General features: G+C 68.8%; 13 protein-coding genes. 3 read left to right on the top strand and 10 right to left on the bottom strand.

All coding sequences use genetic code 11. The features are described from left to right. Window positions 1-22: 22 nt before the first annotated feature. From prcB to arc, 5 genes are all read right to left on the bottom strand, one after another. The gene (gene prcB / locus ACZ501_RS22065) at window positions 23-862 is read right to left on the bottom strand and encodes a proteasome subunit beta (RefSeq protein WP_361606448.1); all 840 of its coding nucleotides are present in this window, start codon (window positions 860-862) and stop codon (window positions 23-25) included. After that, window positions 814-1,047: an endonuclease VII domain-containing protein gene (locus tag ACZ501_RS22060; RefSeq protein ID WP_468797699.1), complete on the bottom strand. Its 234-nt coding sequence runs from the start codon at window positions 1,045-1,047 to the stop codon at window positions 814-816. Before ACZ501_RS22060 ends, prcB begins: the two co-directional genes overlap by 49 nt. 398 nt (window positions 1,048-1,445) lie before the next feature. Further along, the gene (locus tag ACZ501_RS22055) at window positions 1,446-1,658 is read right to left on the bottom strand and encodes a ubiquitin-like protein Pup (protein ID WP_030233608.1); all 213 of its coding nucleotides are present in this window, start codon (window positions 1,656-1,658) and stop codon (window positions 1,446-1,448) included. 174 nt (window positions 1,659-1,832) lie between these two features. Then, on the bottom strand, window positions 1,833-3,344 hold the full coding sequence (gene dop, locus ACZ501_RS22050; protein ID WP_361606441.1) for a depupylase/deamidase Dop: 1,512 nt from the start codon (window positions 3,342-3,344) through the stop codon (window positions 1,833-1,835). Between the two features lie 275 nt (window positions 3,345-3,619). Then, window positions 3,620-5,386: a proteasome ATPase gene (gene arc, locus ACZ501_RS22045; RefSeq protein ID WP_361606438.1), complete on the bottom strand. Its 1,767-nt coding sequence runs from the start codon at window positions 5,384-5,386 to the stop codon at window positions 3,620-3,622. Between the two features lie 264 nt (window positions 5,387-5,650). Between arc and ACZ501_RS22040 the strand changes: the two genes are divergently transcribed. Further along, a complete protein-coding gene (locus ACZ501_RS22040) occupies window positions 5,651-5,971 on the top strand; it encodes a ferredoxin (RefSeq protein ID WP_361606435.1) in 321 nt (106 codons plus the stop codon). A 4-nt stretch (window positions 5,972-5,975) separates the two neighbouring features. Here the strand turns inward: ACZ501_RS22040 and ACZ501_RS22035 are convergent, their stop codons facing one another. The 3 genes from ACZ501_RS22035 to ACZ501_RS22025 all read right to left on the bottom strand — a co-directional run bounded on the left by ACZ501_RS22035 (window position 5,976) and on the right by ACZ501_RS22025 (window position 8,885). After that, on the bottom strand, window positions 5,976-6,572 hold the full coding sequence (locus tag ACZ501_RS22035; protein ID WP_361606432.1) for a hypothetical protein: 597 nt from the start codon (window positions 6,570-6,572) through the stop codon (window positions 5,976-5,978). A 198-nt stretch (window positions 6,573-6,770) separates the two neighbouring features. Beyond that, window positions 6,771-7,667, bottom strand: a complete 897-nt coding sequence (locus ACZ501_RS22030) for a tRNA (adenine-N1)-methyltransferase (RefSeq protein WP_007263187.1) — start codon at window positions 7,665-7,667, stop codon at window positions 6,771-6,773. A gap of 18 nt (window positions 7,668-7,685) precedes the next feature. Further along, on the bottom strand, window positions 7,686-8,885 hold the full coding sequence (locus ACZ501_RS22025; protein WP_468797451.1) for a site-2 protease family protein: 1,200 nt from the start codon (window positions 8,883-8,885) through the stop codon (window positions 7,686-7,688). Window positions 8,886-9,051: 166 nt separating this feature from the next. On the opposite strand from ACZ501_RS22025, the gene ACZ501_RS22020 reads away from it, so the two are divergent. Together ACZ501_RS22020 and ACZ501_RS22015 are read left to right on the top strand one after the other, a co-directional pair. Next, window positions 9,052-9,933 (top strand): RecB family exonuclease, encoded by an 882-nt coding sequence (locus ACZ501_RS22020; protein ID WP_468797449.1) that lies wholly within the window; start codon window positions 9,052-9,054, stop codon window positions 9,931-9,933. A gap of 63 nt (window positions 9,934-9,996) precedes the next feature. Further along, window positions 9,997-10,668 carry a response regulator transcription factor gene (locus ACZ501_RS22015; RefSeq protein ID WP_361606423.1) on the top strand — a complete coding sequence of 224 codons (672 nt, stop codon included), beginning with the start codon at window positions 9,997-9,999 and terminating at the stop codon, window positions 10,666-10,668. Between the two features lie 70 nt (window positions 10,669-10,738). Here the strand turns inward: ACZ501_RS22015 and ACZ501_RS22010 are convergent, their stop codons facing one another. Together ACZ501_RS22010 and ACZ501_RS22005 are read right to left on the bottom strand one after the other, a co-directional pair. Further along, window positions 10,739-12,322, bottom strand: coding sequence for an ABC transporter substrate-binding protein (locus ACZ501_RS22010; protein ID WP_361610658.1), 1,584 nt, complete (start codon window positions 12,320-12,322; stop codon window positions 10,739-10,741). Between the two features lie 71 nt (window positions 12,323-12,393). Continuing rightward, the gene (locus ACZ501_RS22005) at window positions 12,394-13,998 is read right to left on the bottom strand and encodes an ABC transporter substrate-binding protein (protein ID WP_361610656.1); all 1,605 of its coding nucleotides are present in this window, start codon (window positions 13,996-13,998) and stop codon (window positions 12,394-12,396) included. Between the last annotated feature and the right edge of the window lie 405 nt (window positions 13,999-14,403).

The following is a 14,403-nucleotide window of genomic DNA, read 5'->3' as shown; positions in this document are numbered from 1 at the left end:
TGGGCGACGAGAGGAGGACTGGTCAGAGCAGGGCTGCGCGCGGCCCGTCGGGCTCCTGGAGCCGGCGGTCCGTCACCTGGCGGGCGAGATCCTGCGACTCCGTCTCGTCCAGCCTGCGGAAACCCTCGTCGGTGATGACGGTGACGATGGGGAAGATCTTGCGGTAGAGGTCCGGTCCGCCGGTCGCCGAGTCGTCGTCGGCGGCGTCGTACAGCGCCTGCACGACCAGCGTCGTGGCCTGCTCCTCCGTCAGGTCGGGGCGGTACAGCTTCTTCATCGAGCCCCGGGCGAAGATCGAACCGGAACCGGTGGCGGCGTAACCGTGCTCCTCGGAACGGCCGCCGGTCACGTCGTAGGAGAAGATCCGGCCCTTCTCCTTGGCCTCGTCGTACCCCGCGAAGAGCGGAACCACGGCCAGGCCCTGCATCGCCATCCCCAGATTGCTCCGGATCATGGTGGAGAGCCGGTTCGCCTTGCCCTCCAGGGAGAGGGTCGCCCCCTCCACCTTCTCGAAGTGCTCCAGCTCCAGCTGGAACAGCTTGACCATCTCCACGGCCAGGCCCGCCGTGCCGGCGATGCCGACCGCGGAGTACTCGTCGGCCGGGAACACCTTCTCGATGTCCCGCTGGGCGATCATGTTCCCCATGGTCGCCCGCCGGTCGCCGGCGAGCACGACCCCGCCGGGGAAGGTCGCGGCGACGATGGTCGTCCCGTGCGGCGCCTCCACGATCCCCTCGGGCAGCTTCCGGTTCCCGGGCAGCATCTCGGGCGCGTGCGCACCCAGGAAGTCCATGAAGGACGACGACCCCGGCGTCAGGAAGGCTGCCGGTAGACGCCCTGTGCCACGATTGTTGGCTTCCACGCGTGTCCCTCCAGGTATGAGATGGCCCGACGCAAGGTGTCGGGATCGTCCCCCAGCTTGCCGATGGCCGAGTTGCAGTTGAAGCACAGTACGCCTCGGACCCTACCCGTCTCGTGGCAGTGATCCACATGCACGGCCGGAGCTTTCAGGCAGATACCACAGAGACCGCCCTGAGCTGCAACCATGGCGTCCCGTTCAGCCTCTGTCATGCCGTACGCCCGCTTGAGATGAGCCGCCCGGCTTTCGATGGCCCGGCAGGCCTTGCAGCGTGTCGAGAGCCCGTCCGAGGCCCGCTTGTTCCGGTCCCATTCCGAGTGAGGTTTGGTCTCCCCGCACCGGCGGCAGTACTTGTGACCCTCAGGGGTTTCGACCCGGGGCCGAACGTTCTTCCCCTTGGCTTTCTGACGCTGCTGGTGATATTCCGCCGCGCACGGCCTGCAGTAGCACTGCAGGCCGTCACGCATGGCCTTGTTCGAGGCGAAAGCCTCAAACGGCTTCATCAAGCCGCACCGCGGACACTGCTTCCCCGCCCCCGACACTCACCCTCCCCCGCGAGCGTTTCACCTTCGATTCGAAGGTGAAATCACTCTCCACCCTTCTGAACGAAGGATCGCACGAAATCCTCGGCGTTCTCCTCGAGCACATCATCGATTTCGTCGAGTACGGAGTCGACGTCGTCGGAGAGCTTCTCCTGGCGCTCCTTGAGGTCGGTCGATTCCTCGACCGCCGCCTCCTCGACCTCCTCGGTCGAGCGCGTCGCCTTCTGCTGTCCGCCGCCGGTGTCCTTGGTCGCCATGTCTACCTCACCCCGCTCGGTTCGCACGCTCACACGGAGAGACCCCGGGATTCGGGACCTCTCAAGATCAGACCCTACGTCGGACCCTACAAGGAGGGTCCGGCGTTCGTCCCCGTACTTTCACAACGTCCGGGTCTCTTCATGATTCCCTGGACGGGGGCCTTTCAGGCCCCTTCACTGCCCCGAAAGCACCCGGACCAGGTCCTCCGCCGTGCGGCAGCGGTCCAGGAGCTCCTTGACGTGGTTCCGCGTCCCCCGCAGGGGTTCCAGGGTCGGCACCCGCTGGAGGGAGTCCCGGCCCGGGAGGTCGAAGATCACCGAGTCCCAGGAGGCCGCCGCCACGTCGTCCGCGTACTGCTCCAGGCACCGGCCCCGGAAGTAGGCCCGGGTGTCCTCCGGCGGCTTGCCCTCGGCCCGCTCCACGGCCGGCTCCTCCAGCAGCCGCTTCATCTTGCCGCGGGCCGCCAGGCGGTTGTACAGGCCCTTGTCGGGCCGTACGTCCGAGTACTGGAGGTCCACCAGGTGCAGCCGCGCCGCGTCCCAGCCGAGTCCGTCGCGCCTGCGGTAGCCCTCCAGGATCTCCCGCTTGGCGATCCAGTCCAGCTCCCCCGCGAGGCTCATCGGGTCGGTCTCCAGCCGGCCCAGCACGTCCTCCCACCGGCCCAGGACGTCCTTGGTCTGATCGTCGGCGTCCGTCCCGAACCGCTCGTCCACGTACTTCCTGGCCAGCTCGAAGTACTCCATCTGGAGTTGCACGGCGGTCAGGGTGCGCCCGCTGCGCAGCGTGATGAGGTGCTGGAGGCCGGGGTCGTGGGAGACCTGGTGGAGGGTGCGCACGGGCTGGTCGACGGCGAGGTCGACGGTGATGAAGCCGTCCTCGATCATCGACAGGACCAGGGAGGTCGTGCCCAGCTTGAGGTAGGTCGAGATCTCGGAGAGGTTCGCGTCGCCGATGATCACGTGGAGGCGGCGGTACTTCTCGGCGTCCGAGTGGGGCTCGTCGCGGGTGTTGATGATGGGGCGCTTGAGGGTGGTCTCCAGCCCCACCTCGACCTCGAAGTAGTCCGCCCGCTGGCTGATCTGGAAGCCGTGCTCGCGGCCGTCCTGGCCGATGCCGACGCGGCCGGCGCCGGTGACGACCTGGCGGGAGACGAAGAAGGGGGTCAGGTGGCGCACGATGTCCGAGAAGGGGGTCTCCCGCTTCATCAGGTAGTTCTCGTGCGTGCCGTAGGAGGCGCCCTTGTTGTCGGTGTTGTTCTTGTAGAGGTGGATCGGCTGGGCGCCGGGCAGCTGGGCGGCCCGCTCGGCTGCCTCGGCCATGATCCGTTCGCCTGCCTTGTCCCAGAGCACGGCGTCGAGGGGGTTGGTGACCTCGGGCGAGCTGTACTCGGGGTGCGCGTGGTCGACGTAGAGCCGTGCGCCGTTCGTCAGGATGACGTTGGCCAGGCCGATGTCCTCGTCGGTGAGCTGGCTGCTGTCTGCGGCCTCGCGGGCGAGGTCGAAGCCGCGGGCGTCCCGCAGCGGATTCTCCTCCTCGAAGTCCCAGCGGGCGCGTCGCGCCCGGTGCATCGCCGCCGCGTAGGCGTTGACGATCTGGGACGAGGTGAGCATGGCATTGGCGTTCGGGTGCCCCGGAACGGAGATCCCGTACTCCGTTTCGATCCCCATTACTCGCCGTACGGTCATGCGGCCCTCCTTGCCCGGCGGCGCTCCCGTTCGGGAGCGGCGCTCAAGTACCGCTGGTGCTCCGGTGCGTCATGTGCGGTGCCCGTCCCCGCACTGCGCGGCCGGCGGTACGGAAGAGCCTAGAACCACTCCGCGCTGGTGGGGAGATCATTTCAGTCATTGGATTTGCCTTGTCACCGGCTGAAAAGGGCGGGCGGTAAGGCTTGCGGTATTACGGAGTGGTAAAGCAGTCGGCCGCGGGTGCCGTGTGGGGCATCCGCGGCCGCCTCGCTTCATCAGAGGTACTGACCTGTGTTCGCCACCGTGTCGATGGAGCGCCCGGTGTCCGCGCCCTGCTTTCCGGTGACGAGCGTGCGGATGAATACGATCCGCTCGCCCTTCTTTCCGGAGATGCGGGCCCAGTCGTCCGGGTTGGTGGTGTTGGGCAGGTCCTCGTTCTCCTTGAACTCGTCCACGCACGCCTGGAGGAGGTGGGAGACCCGCAGACCCTTCTGGTTGTGCTCGAGGAAGGCCTTGATGGCCATCTTCTTGGCCCGGTCCACGATGTTCTGGATCATGGCGCCGGAGTTGAAGTCCTTGAAGTAGAGGACTTCCTTGTCGCCGTTGGCGTACGTGACCTCGAGGAAGCGGTTCTCCTCGGTTTCGGCGTACATCTGCTCGACGACGGTCTGGATCATGCTGTGGACGGCCACCTGGGCGGAGCCGGAGTGCTCGCTCAGGTCGTCCGTGTGGAGCGGGAGCGAGGCCTTGAGGTACTTGGCGAAGATGTCCTTCGCCGCCTCGGCGTCCGGGCGCTCGATCTTGATCTTCACGTCGAGGCGGCCGGGGCGCAGGATGGCCGGGTCGATCATGTCCTCGCGGTTGGAGGCGCCGATGACGATGACGTTCTCCAGGCCTTCCACGCCGTCGATCTCGGCGAGCAGCTGGGGGACGATGGTGTTCTCCACGTCCGAGCTGACTCCGGATCCGCGGGTGCGGAAGAGGGATTCCATCTCGTCGAAGAAGACGATGACGGGGGTGCCCTCGCTCGCCTTCTCCCGGGCCCGCTGGAAGACGAGGCGGATGTGCCGCTCGGTCTCGCCGACGTACTTGTTGAGGAGCTCGGGTCCCTTGATGTTCAGGAAGTAGGACTTGCCGGCTGCCTGCCCGGTCACTTCCGCGACCTTCTTGGCAAGGGAGTTGGCGACGGCCTTGGCGATGAGCGTCTTGCCGCAGCCGGGCGGCCCGTAGAGCAGGATGCCCTTGGGGGGCCGCAGTTCGTGTTCCTTGAACAGGTCGGGGTAGAGGTACGGGAGCTCGACCGCGTCGCGGATCAGCTCGATCTGGTCGCCCAGGCCGCCGATCTTCTCGTAGTCGATGTCCGGGACCTCTTCGAGGACCAGGTCCTCGACCTCGCTCTTGGGGACGACCTCGTAGACGTAGCCGGAGCGGGGCTCGAGCAGGAGGGCGTCGCCGGGGCGGATGGTGATGTCCAGGAGCGGCTCGGCGAGCCTCACCACCCTCTCCTCGTCGGTGTGCCCGACCACCAGGGCGCGCTCGCCGTCCTCGAGGATCTCCTTGAGGGTGACGATGTCCCCGGCCCGCTCGAACTCCATGGCCTCGACCACGTTGAGCGCTTCGTTGAGCATGACCTCCTGGCCGCGCCGGAGGTCTTCCGGCTCGACGCTGGGGCTCACGTTCACGCGGAGTTTGCGTCCTCCGGTGAAGATGTCGACGGTGCCGTCCTCGTTCGCCTGAAGGAAGACACCGAAGCCGGCCGGCGGCTGTGCGAGCCGGTCGACCTCCTCCTTGAGGGCCACGATCTGGTCGCGGGCCTCACGGAGGGTATTCGCCAGTCGTTCGTTCTGCGCGGAGACGCCTGCCAGATTCGTCTGGAGCTCGACGATCCGCTCTTCGAGAATCCTCGTGTGCCGCGGAGAGTCGGCGAGCTTGCGTCGCAGGACGGCGATTTCCTGCTCGAGATAGGCAACCTGGCCAGCGGGGTCCTCAGACCCTCGCCCGGGCCGGATGCCGCGGTTGATGTCGTCGTCGTGGGCTGCCACGGTCCTCACCTCCTCCAAGGGGAGCTGGACGCTTCCTGACCCTACCTGGGCTGGTGGTGATTGAAACCCCTAGATCACAAAGACGGTAGAGGTGTGTCCGATCTTCACCCTTGCGTACTCCCTCACGCCAGGGAAATACCCACCCTTCAACATCGGAAAGCAGCCGGTTGTAAGGTCGAAGCGTTCAACACCCGTCAGAGCCCGCGCGACTTGCCGCGAGTTGTGGCCGGGTCGGATCACTCAGAGCAGGAAACGGCAGGAGATATGACCGTGCAGCAGGAGGCCCCGACGGGTGGTTCCGACGGGGCCGGGGAGCCGCTGGAGGTCTGGATCGACCAGGACCTGTGCACCGGCGACGGCATCTGCGTGCAGTACGCCCCGGAGGTGTTCGAGCTGGACATCGACGGTCTGGCGTACGTGAAGAGCGCCGGCGACGAGCTGCTGCAGGAGGCGGGGGCGACCACTCCGGTTCCTCTGGTGCTGCTTCAGGACGTGGTCGACTCGGCGAAGGAATGCCCGGGTGACTGCATCCACGTAAGGCGCGTTTCGGACGGGGTCGAGGTGTACGGCCCGGACGCGGAGTGACGGTTCAAACACTTCCGGCGGCGGAGTCCGTCAGCTCCTGGCGGAATTTTCCGCCGGTCCAGCGCCACTTGGCGAGCTGCTCCACGTCGGGGCTGAAGCGCGGTACGGACGGCGAGGAGTAGCCGAGCAGGCGGGCGGTGACGAGTCCGTCGCGCACGGTGAGCTCGGTGGCGGTGCGGCGGAGCGCGGTGTCGAGGAGCGTGGCGACGACGCGCGGGGCCGGGCCCTGCGGGTCCCGGGCCAGTACGTAGAGCGCGTGGGGCGGGGTGCCGGAGCCGGCGTCGCAGCGGACGGCCGCGACCGTCTCGGGGCGGCCGTCGCCGTCGAGGTCGCCCTGGGCGGTCGCGGTGACGGTGTGCGGGGCGCCCTTGCAGTCCAGGGGGTACGCGGCCGCCTGTGCGTCGGGGGCGGCGGGCGGCGGGCCGCCCGGGGCGGCGGCCGGGACGCCGGCCGGGAGGCCCGTCGCGGGAGTGGCTCCGGTGGCGCGGCCGGGCTGGAGCAGGCCGGCGCCGGCTATGACGGCGGCGAGGGCGGTGGCCGTGGCGAGCCAGTGGAGGGGCCTGGTGCGACGGTGCGCCAGGTCGGTGGGGCTGTGCAGCACGCCGGGTGTCTCCTGTGCGAAGGGTGACGGGGAGCCAGCATCGTGCCATACCTCACACCGGGCTGGAACGGCCGGGTCCGCACCGGTTGTGCGCGGGGCCGTTTCCGGCAACGAAAAGGCGCTGTGGCTCAGTTCCCGGATCGGACGGGGAACTGAGCCACAGCGCTTTCGTGTTGGCCGGACGGCCGCGCGGGGCGGCTACGCGGAGCGGTCGCTGCCGGGGCCTTCGTAGTCCTCGCCGTACGCGCCCTTGGAGGGGCGGCGGCGGCGCATGGGGGGCTCGACGCCGTCGGCGAGGCGGCGGGCGGTGACCAGGAAGCCGGTGTGGCCGATCATCCGGTGGTCGGGGCGGACGGCGAGGCCTTCGACGTGCCAGTTGCGGATCATCGATTCCCACGGCTGCGGTTCGGCGTAGCAGCCGAACTCGCGGATGGACTCGACGGTGCGCGAGAGCTGGGTGGTGGTGGCCACGTAGCAGCAGAGGATGCCGCCGGGGACGAGGGCCTTGGAGACGGCCTCCAGGCATTCCCACGGGGCGAGCATGTCGAGGATCACGCGGTCGACGTCGGTGTCGGACAGGTTGTCCTGGAGGTCGCCGACGGTCAGCTGCCAGGCGGGGTGGGGTCCGCCGAAGTAGCGTTCGACGTTGGCCGTGGCGATCTCGGCGAAGTCCGCGCGGCGCTCGTAGCTGTGGAGCATGCCCTGGTCGCCGATGGCGCGCAGCAGGAAGCTGCTGAGGGAGCCGGAGCCGACTCCTGCCTCCACGACGCGGGCGCCGGGGAAGATGTCGGCGAAGGCCAGGATCTGGCCCGCGTCCTTGGGGTAGACCACGGCGGCACCGCGGGGCATGGACAGGACATAGTCGGGGAGCAGGGGGCGCAGCGCGAGGTACGCGACGTTCCCCGTGGTACGGACAACACTGCCCTCGGGAGCACCGATCAGCTCGTCGTGGGGGAAGGAACCCTTGTGGGTGTGGAAATTCTTCCCGGCTTCGAGCGTGAACGTGTAGTGGCGGCCCTTGGGGTCGGTGAGCTGAACCTGGTCCCCGACCTCGAAGGGCCCGCGTCGGCGGGCGGCACCGGTCGGTTCGGACATGTGACCAGTGTATTGGCTTCAGGACTGGGGCCGCGCCATGGCCTTCACGAAGGCCTTCTCGACGTCGAGGGCGGACAGGACGCCGTAGATCTCGCCGCCGGGTTCGAGGACGAGGTACTCGGTGGCGGGGGTGGCGCGGAGGTGGTCGAGGAGTTCTTCGCCGGTGAGGTCGGCGGAAACCTTCATGCCGTCGGTGAGGTCCTGGGCGAGGGTGCTGACGGCGACCCAGGGGCGTCGGTGTTCGGGGACGGAGGCGATGGCGGTCTCGCGGACGATGGCGGTGGCGTCGCCCTGTCCGTCGACGACGACGAGGGCGCGGGCTCCGGCTTCGTTGGCGCGGCGCAGGGCCTCGGAGAGCGGGGTGGCGGTCTGTACGGGGACGGCGCGGCGGGTGAGGGTGCGGGCCCGTAGTTCGGGGAGGTGTTCGCGCAGGCGGGCCATGCGCAGGCTGTTGCCGGCTCCGGTCCAGATGATCGCGGCGAGGATGGCGGCGAGGAGCGCGTCCATGACGGTGTCCATGCCGCCGATCTCCTGGGCGGGGTTGCCGAGGGCGCCGGTGTGGGTGAGGAGCGGCAGGCCGAGCAGGACGGTGACGGCGAGGGCGCGGCCGACCCAGGCGGCGGCGATGGTGCCGGTCATGGGTTTGCCGGTGATGCCCCAGATGACGGCGCGGAGCATGCGGCCGCCGTCGAGGGGCAGGCCGGGCAGGAGGTTGAAGGCGGCGACGAGGAGGTTGGAGATCATCAGGCCGGCGAGGAGGACGCCGGGGACGGTGGCGGGGTCGACGGCGGTCATGCCGAGGTAGAACAGGCCGGCGAGGGCCAGGGAGAGGAGGGGGCCGACGAAGGCGAGGACGAATTCGCGGCCGGGGCTCTCGGATTCCTTTTCGATCTCGGAGACTCCGCCGAAGAACTGGAGCTGGATGCGGCGCACGGGGAGCTTGTAGCGCAGGGCGGCGATGGTGTGCGCGAGCTCGTGGACGAGGACGGAGGCGTAGAAGGCGACGGCGAAGAAGAGGGAGACGAGGTAGCGGGCGGGGCCGAGGTCGGGCAGGACCCGGTCGAGCTGGTCTCCGAAGACCCAGGTGATGAGGGCGGCGACGAGGAACCAGCTGGGCGCGACGTACACGGGCACGCCGAAGGGGCGGCCCATGAGGATCCCGCCGCCCGGGTCGGAGCGCTTGGCCCTGCGCTCGCCGGATTCGTCGGTGTCTGCCACGGCTTTCCTTCGTTCGGTGCGTTGTTTCCAGTGTGGTCCACGTCGCGTGGGTGGCGCTCCGCGCTGCTGCTCCGTTGCGGGGTGTGATGCTCCGATCATGCAGTGCGAGGGGCCAGGAGTCGATGGTATGCGCGTGCCGTCCGCGGCGGGTCGTAGGGTTTTACGCATGACGACGACGCCCGGCGCCGGTTCCGCGGATGTTTCCGCGGCCGCTTCCCGCCCCACCTCGCTGTCCCCCTCGCGGGCCGGTGACTTCATGCAGTGCCCGCTGCTGTACCGGTTCCGGGTGATCGACCGGCTTCCGGAGAAGCCGAGTGCGGCGGCGACGCGGGGGACGCTGGTGCACGCGGTGCTGGAGCGGCTCTTCGACCATCCCGCGCACGAGCGGACGGTGCCGAGGGCGAAGGAGTTGCTGCCGGGGCAGTGGGAGCGGCTGCTGGAGGCGAAGCCGGAGCTGGCGGAGCTGTTCCCGGAGGGTGACGAGGGGGCGGGGCTGGCGCGCTGGCTGTCGGAGGCGGAGGCGCTGGTGGAGCGCTGGTTCACGCTGGAGGATCCGACGCGGCTGGAGCCGGTGGAGCGGGAGTTCTTCGTGGAGGCGGAGCTGGAGTCGGGGCTGCGGCTGCGCGGGATCATCGACCGGGTGGACGTGGCGCCGACGGGTGAGGTGCGGATCGTCGACTACAAGACGGGCAAGGCGCCGCGGCCGGAGTACGCCGAGGGTGCGCTGTTCCAGATGAAGTTCTACGCGCTGGTGGTGTGGCGGTTGCGGCAGGTGGTGCCGCGGCGGCTCCAGCTCGTTTATCTGGGGAGCGGGGACGTGCTGACGTACGACCCGGTGGTGGCGGACCTGGAGCGGGTGGAGCGCAAGCTGCACGCCCTGTGGGAGGCGATCCGGGTGGCGACGGAGACGGGTGAGTGGCGGCCGCGGCCGACGAAGCTGTGCGGCTGGTGCGACCACCGGGCGGTGTGTCCGGAGTTCGGGGGCACTCCCCCGGTCTACCCGTTGGTGATCTCGCCCCGGAGCGGGGCGGATCCGGCGGGAGGCTGATCGTCCGGCCAGGGCAGAATGGGCGGCGTCCGCCGTTGCCGCCCGACGAATACGAGGTACCCCGTGGCGATCCGCGTCCTGCTGGTCGACGACCAGCCACTGCTGCGCACCGGCTTCCGGATGATCCTGGAGGCGGAGCAGGACCTGGTGGTGGTGGGTGAGGCCGGGGACGGTCTGCAGGCGCTGGAGCAGGTGCGGGCGCTGCAGCCGGACGTGGTGCTGATGGACATCCGGATGCCGCGGATGGACGGGGTGGAGGCGACCCGGCAGATCACGGGCCCGGACCGGGACGGGCCGGCCAAGGTGCTGGTGCTGACCACGTTCGACCTGGACGAGTACGTGGTGGAGGCGCTGCGGGCGGGGGCGAGCGGGTTCCTGCTGAAGGACGCCCCGGCGAACGAGCTGGTGCAGGCGATCCGGGTGGTGGCGGCGGGCGAGGCGATGCTCGCGCCGAGCATCACGCGGCGGCTGCTGGACAAGTACGCGGGGCATCTGCCGTCGGGTGAGGAGAGCCTGCCGGACATGCTGGGGACGCTGACCGAGCGTGAGGTGGAGGTGCTGAAGCTGGTGGCGCGGGGGTTGTCGAACGCGGAGATCGCGGCGGACCTGTTCGTCAGCGAGACGACGGTGAAGACGCACGTGGGGCACGTGCTGACGAAGCTGGGCCTGCGCGACCGGGTGCAGGCGGCGGTGTACGCGTACGAGAGCGGCCTGGTCCGTCCGGGCGCGCAGTAGCGGGCTCGCGGACACGGCTCCGCCCCGGCACTCGGGAAGGGTGCCGGGGCGGAGCCGTGTCCGGGGCGGGTCAGCCCTTCTTGATCTCCCAGAAGCGGAAGACCGTGGAGGCGTCCAGGGACCACTGCAGGCCGGTCACGTTCTGGCGGGCGACGGCGTACTGCTTGCCCTGCCAGAGCGGGAGGACCGGGATCTCGTCGGCGACGATGTCCTGGAGGCGGGTGTAGTCGGTGTTGGCCGCGGTGCGGTCGGACTTCGTGGAGGTCGCCGGGATGATGTTCCCGCTGATCTCCTTGTTGTCGTAGTTGTTGTGCAGGACGTTGTCCGGGCCGAAGAACGGCTGGGTGAAGTTGTCGGCGTCCGGGTAGTCGGGGACCCAGCCCTTGACGTAGACGCCGTACTTGCCGGCCTGGATGTCCTTCTCGTACTGCTCGAACTCGACGGACTTGACGTCGGCTTCGAAGAGGCCGCTGTCGTTGAGCTGCTTGGCGATGACCTGGAACTGGTGGTCGGTGGACGGGCCGTAGCGGGCCGGCGTGGACCACAGGGTCAGCTTGATCTTGCCGGAGATGTTGGCCGCCTTGAGGACCGCCTTGGCCTTCTCGACCTGGGGGCTGCCGCCGTAGCGGTCGAAGAAGGGGGTGGTGTGTCCGGCGATGCCGGCGGGGACGATCGAGTAGAGCGGGGCGGCGGTGCCCGCGTACACGTCCTTGACGAGCGCTTCGCGGTCGATGAGGTAGGCGATCGCCTTGCGGACGGGCAGCTTGCCGACGACCGGGTCGCTGACGTTGAAGACCATGTGCTGGACCTCGGCGCCGGTGCCCTGGACCACGTCGACCTTGTTGTCGCCGGTCTTGGTGGCGGCGAGGCCGGCGATGTCCTTGGCGGCGAGGCCGCGGAAGGCGAAGTCGACGTCGCCGCTCTCCAGGACGGTCTTGAGGCCGGCCTGGTCGCCGTTGAAGAACTTCAGCGTGACGCCGGTGTTCTTGGCCTTGGCCTTGCCGCTGTAGGAGTCGTTGACCGAGAAGTTGGCGCTCTTCTCGCTGAAGGCGTCCAGCTTGTAGACGCCGGAGCCGACCGCCTTGTTGTCGGTGCGGAGCTTGTCGGCGGGGTACTCGCGGTGGTCGACGATGGCGCCGGCGCCCGATGCGATCTTGCTGGGGAAGGTCGCGTCGGAGGACTTGAGCTTGAAGACCACGGTCTTCTCGTCGGGGGCGTCGATGCTCGCGATGGAGGAGAGCATGACGGCCGGGCCGTTCTCGTCGTTGATCTTCAGCGTGCGCTCGAAGGAGAACTTGACGTCCTTGGAGGTCAGGCTGTCGCCGTTGCTGAACTTCAGGCCGGTGCGCAGGACGCACTTGTAGACCTTGCTGTCACCGCCCTCGAAGTTGCAGGCCTGGGCGGCGTCGGGCTCGGGGGTGGTGCCGCCCTTCGGGAACGTCAGCAGGGACTGGAAGACGTTGTTGAAGAGCAGCCAGGAGCCCGGGTCGTAGCCGGAGGCGGGGTCGGTGGACTTCACCTTGTCGGATATGCCCATGACCACGCCCTTGCCGTTGCCGGCGGCGGAGCCGTCCTGCGACCCGCAACCGCTGAGCAGCGCTGCGGCAGTGGCCGCGCCGAGGGGGGCTGCCAACCACTGGTTACGTCTCTTCACGCGAATGTCCTTCACAGTCTTGTCTGGTCGTTGCGCCGGCCTGCGACGTCCGCCGCCGGTTGCTGCCGGTCTCAGCCGCTGACACCCCGGCCGAGTTCCCACAGCTGGAGGTCGGAGATGGCGTTGACCGACCATTCCACTCCGGTGATCCCGTCGCGTGCGGCGACGTACTGCTTGCCCTGCCACAGGGGCAGGACGGGTACGTCCTCGGCGACGATGTCCTGCATCTCCGTGATCGCGGGCACGGCGCCGTTGCGGTCGGCCGCGCGGCGCGATTCGGGGATGAGCCTGGTGCGCACCGCGGTGTTGGCGTACGGCGTGCCCAGGAAGTTGTCCTGCTCCAGGAAGGGGGCGAGGAAGTTGTCGGCGTCCGGGTAGTCGGGGAACCAGCCGAGGCCGTAGGCGGCGTAGTCGCCCTTCTTCTGGGCGGGGCGGAAGTCGCCCCACTCGTTGCCCTGGACGGTGATGTCGAACAGCTGGGTGGAGTTCAGCTGGGCCTTGAGGGCCTCGAACTCGGCGGCGGTGCCGTCGCCGTAGTGGTCCGTGGTGTAGTTCAGGGTCAGCTTGACGGGCGTCTTGACCCCGGCGGCCTTGAGCAGTTCGGCGGCCTTGGCGGTGTTGGCCTCGCCGTACTTGTTGTAGAAGGAGTTGACGTGGCCGGGCACGGCGGTGGGGACCAGCGAGTAGAGGGGCTGGGCCGCCTTCCCGTAGACCTTGGAGATGACGTTGTTGCGGTCGACGGCAGCGGCGAGGGCCTGGCGCACGGCCTTGTTGTTGACGGCCGGGGCGTCGGTGTTGAAGCCGATGTAGCGGATCTCCAGGCCGGGCATCGGGGTCAGCTTGACGCCCTTGGGCGGCTGCTTGGCGAACTCGGTGATCTGGGCGGGCGACAGGGTGCGGGAGACCACGTGGATCTTTCCGTCGGTGAGCGCCTTGCCCATGGCGGCGGAGTCGGCGAAGGTGCGCAGCTCGACCTTGTCGTTCTGCGGCTTGATGTCGCCCTTGTAGTGCGGGTTCCTGGTGAAGACGGCCCGGACGAGGTGGTTGTCCTTGACCTCGGCCTTCATCGTGTAGGGGCCGGAGCCGTCGACGGCGAAGCCGGGGCGCAGCTTCCTGGCGTCGTAGTTCTTCGCGCTGACGATGCCGGCGGCGGGGGTGGCCAGCTTGTACGGGAAGGTGGCGTCGGCGGTCTTGAGGTGGAAGACGACGGTGTCGGCGCCCTTGGCCTCGACGGTGTCGAGGGTGGAGAGCAGGGAGGAGGGGCCGTTCTCGTCCTTGATCGCGAGGACGCGGTCGATGGAGAACTTGACGTCCTTGGCGGTGACCGGGTCGCCGCTCGCGAACTTCAGGCCGGGCCGCAGGGTGCAGCGGTAGCTCTCGTTGCCGGTGTCGGTGAAGCGGCAGTCGGAGGCGGCTTCGGGGACGGGCTGGCCGCCGCCGCGCGGGGTGCGCACGAGCGTCTGGACGGTCTGGCGCAGGATGTTCCAGGCGCCGGCGTCGTAGGCGTACGCGGGGTCGACGGGGGCGGGGGCGTAGTCGGCTGCCTCGAACCGGTCGGTGGTACCGACGACGATCGCTCCGGACGCTGCTCCTCCGCCGCTCGCGCTGCCGCACGCGGACAGCGCGGGGGTGAGCAGGCCGATCGCGGCCGTCAGCACCATGGTCTTGCGGTTCATGCTGGAAGTACTCCCTCACCCGGCACTTGTTCAAAGCGGCGTAGAGGGCACTGCGCGGCGGTCGCCCGTTCGGGGCGGAACGATCGGGCCGGTGTTTGACGATCGGTCCACGCTCGTACCGGCGCAGGGGTGTGCGTCCGGTGCGGCAAGGTGCGTGCGGAGTGCCCGCGTCGACATTAGTGGCCTGGGGCGGGATGGCTGGAACTGGCAGGAGTTGGGGTGTAATCGCACCGTGATGGGTGCGGACTTACCGCTTATGCCGGAGTCCTCGCAGATGCGGTCAGGAGATGATCAAACCGGACACAAGGGAAGCCCCCGGAGCCTGTGGACGGGCTGGGCGGGGGCTTGGCGGGTGACCAACGTCACCCGGGTGGACACGGATGGGGAGGATGGAATTCCGGCCTC

Source organism: Streptomyces sp. NPDC034085 (assembly GCF_055575555.1).
The sequence above is the reverse complement of the archived record's forward strand: the minus strand, read 5'-3'. Positions and strand labels throughout refer to the sequence as shown.

What these genes read in the sequence shown, in the direction of transcription:
- ACZ501_RS22060 (WP_468797699.1), bottom strand. Translation starts at nt 1,047, where the DNA reads ATGGTTGCAGCTCAGGGCGGTCTCTGTGGTATCTGCCTGAAAGCTCCG.
- ACZ501_RS22055 (WP_030233608.1), bottom strand. Translation starts at nt 1,658, where the DNA reads ATGGCGACCAAGGACACCGGCGGCGGACAGCAGAAGGCGACGCGCTCG.
- dop (WP_361606441.1), bottom strand. Translation starts at nt 3,344, where the DNA reads ATGACCGTACGGCGAGTAATGGGGATCGAAACGGAGTACGGGATCTCC.
- ACZ501_RS22040 (WP_361606435.1), top strand. Translation starts at nt 5,651, where the DNA reads ATGACCGTGCAGCAGGAGGCCCCGACGGGTGGTTCCGACGGGGCCGGG.
- ACZ501_RS22030 (WP_007263187.1), bottom strand. Translation starts at nt 7,667, where the DNA reads ATGTCCGAACCGACCGGTGCCGCCCGCCGACGCGGGCCCTTCGAGGTC.
- ACZ501_RS22020 (WP_468797449.1), top strand. Translation starts at nt 9,052, where the DNA reads ATGACGACGACGCCCGGCGCCGGTTCCGCGGATGTTTCCGCGGCCGCT.
- ACZ501_RS22005 (WP_361610656.1), bottom strand. Translation starts at nt 13,998, where the DNA reads ATGAACCGCAAGACCATGGTGCTGACGGCCGCGATCGGCCTGCTCACC.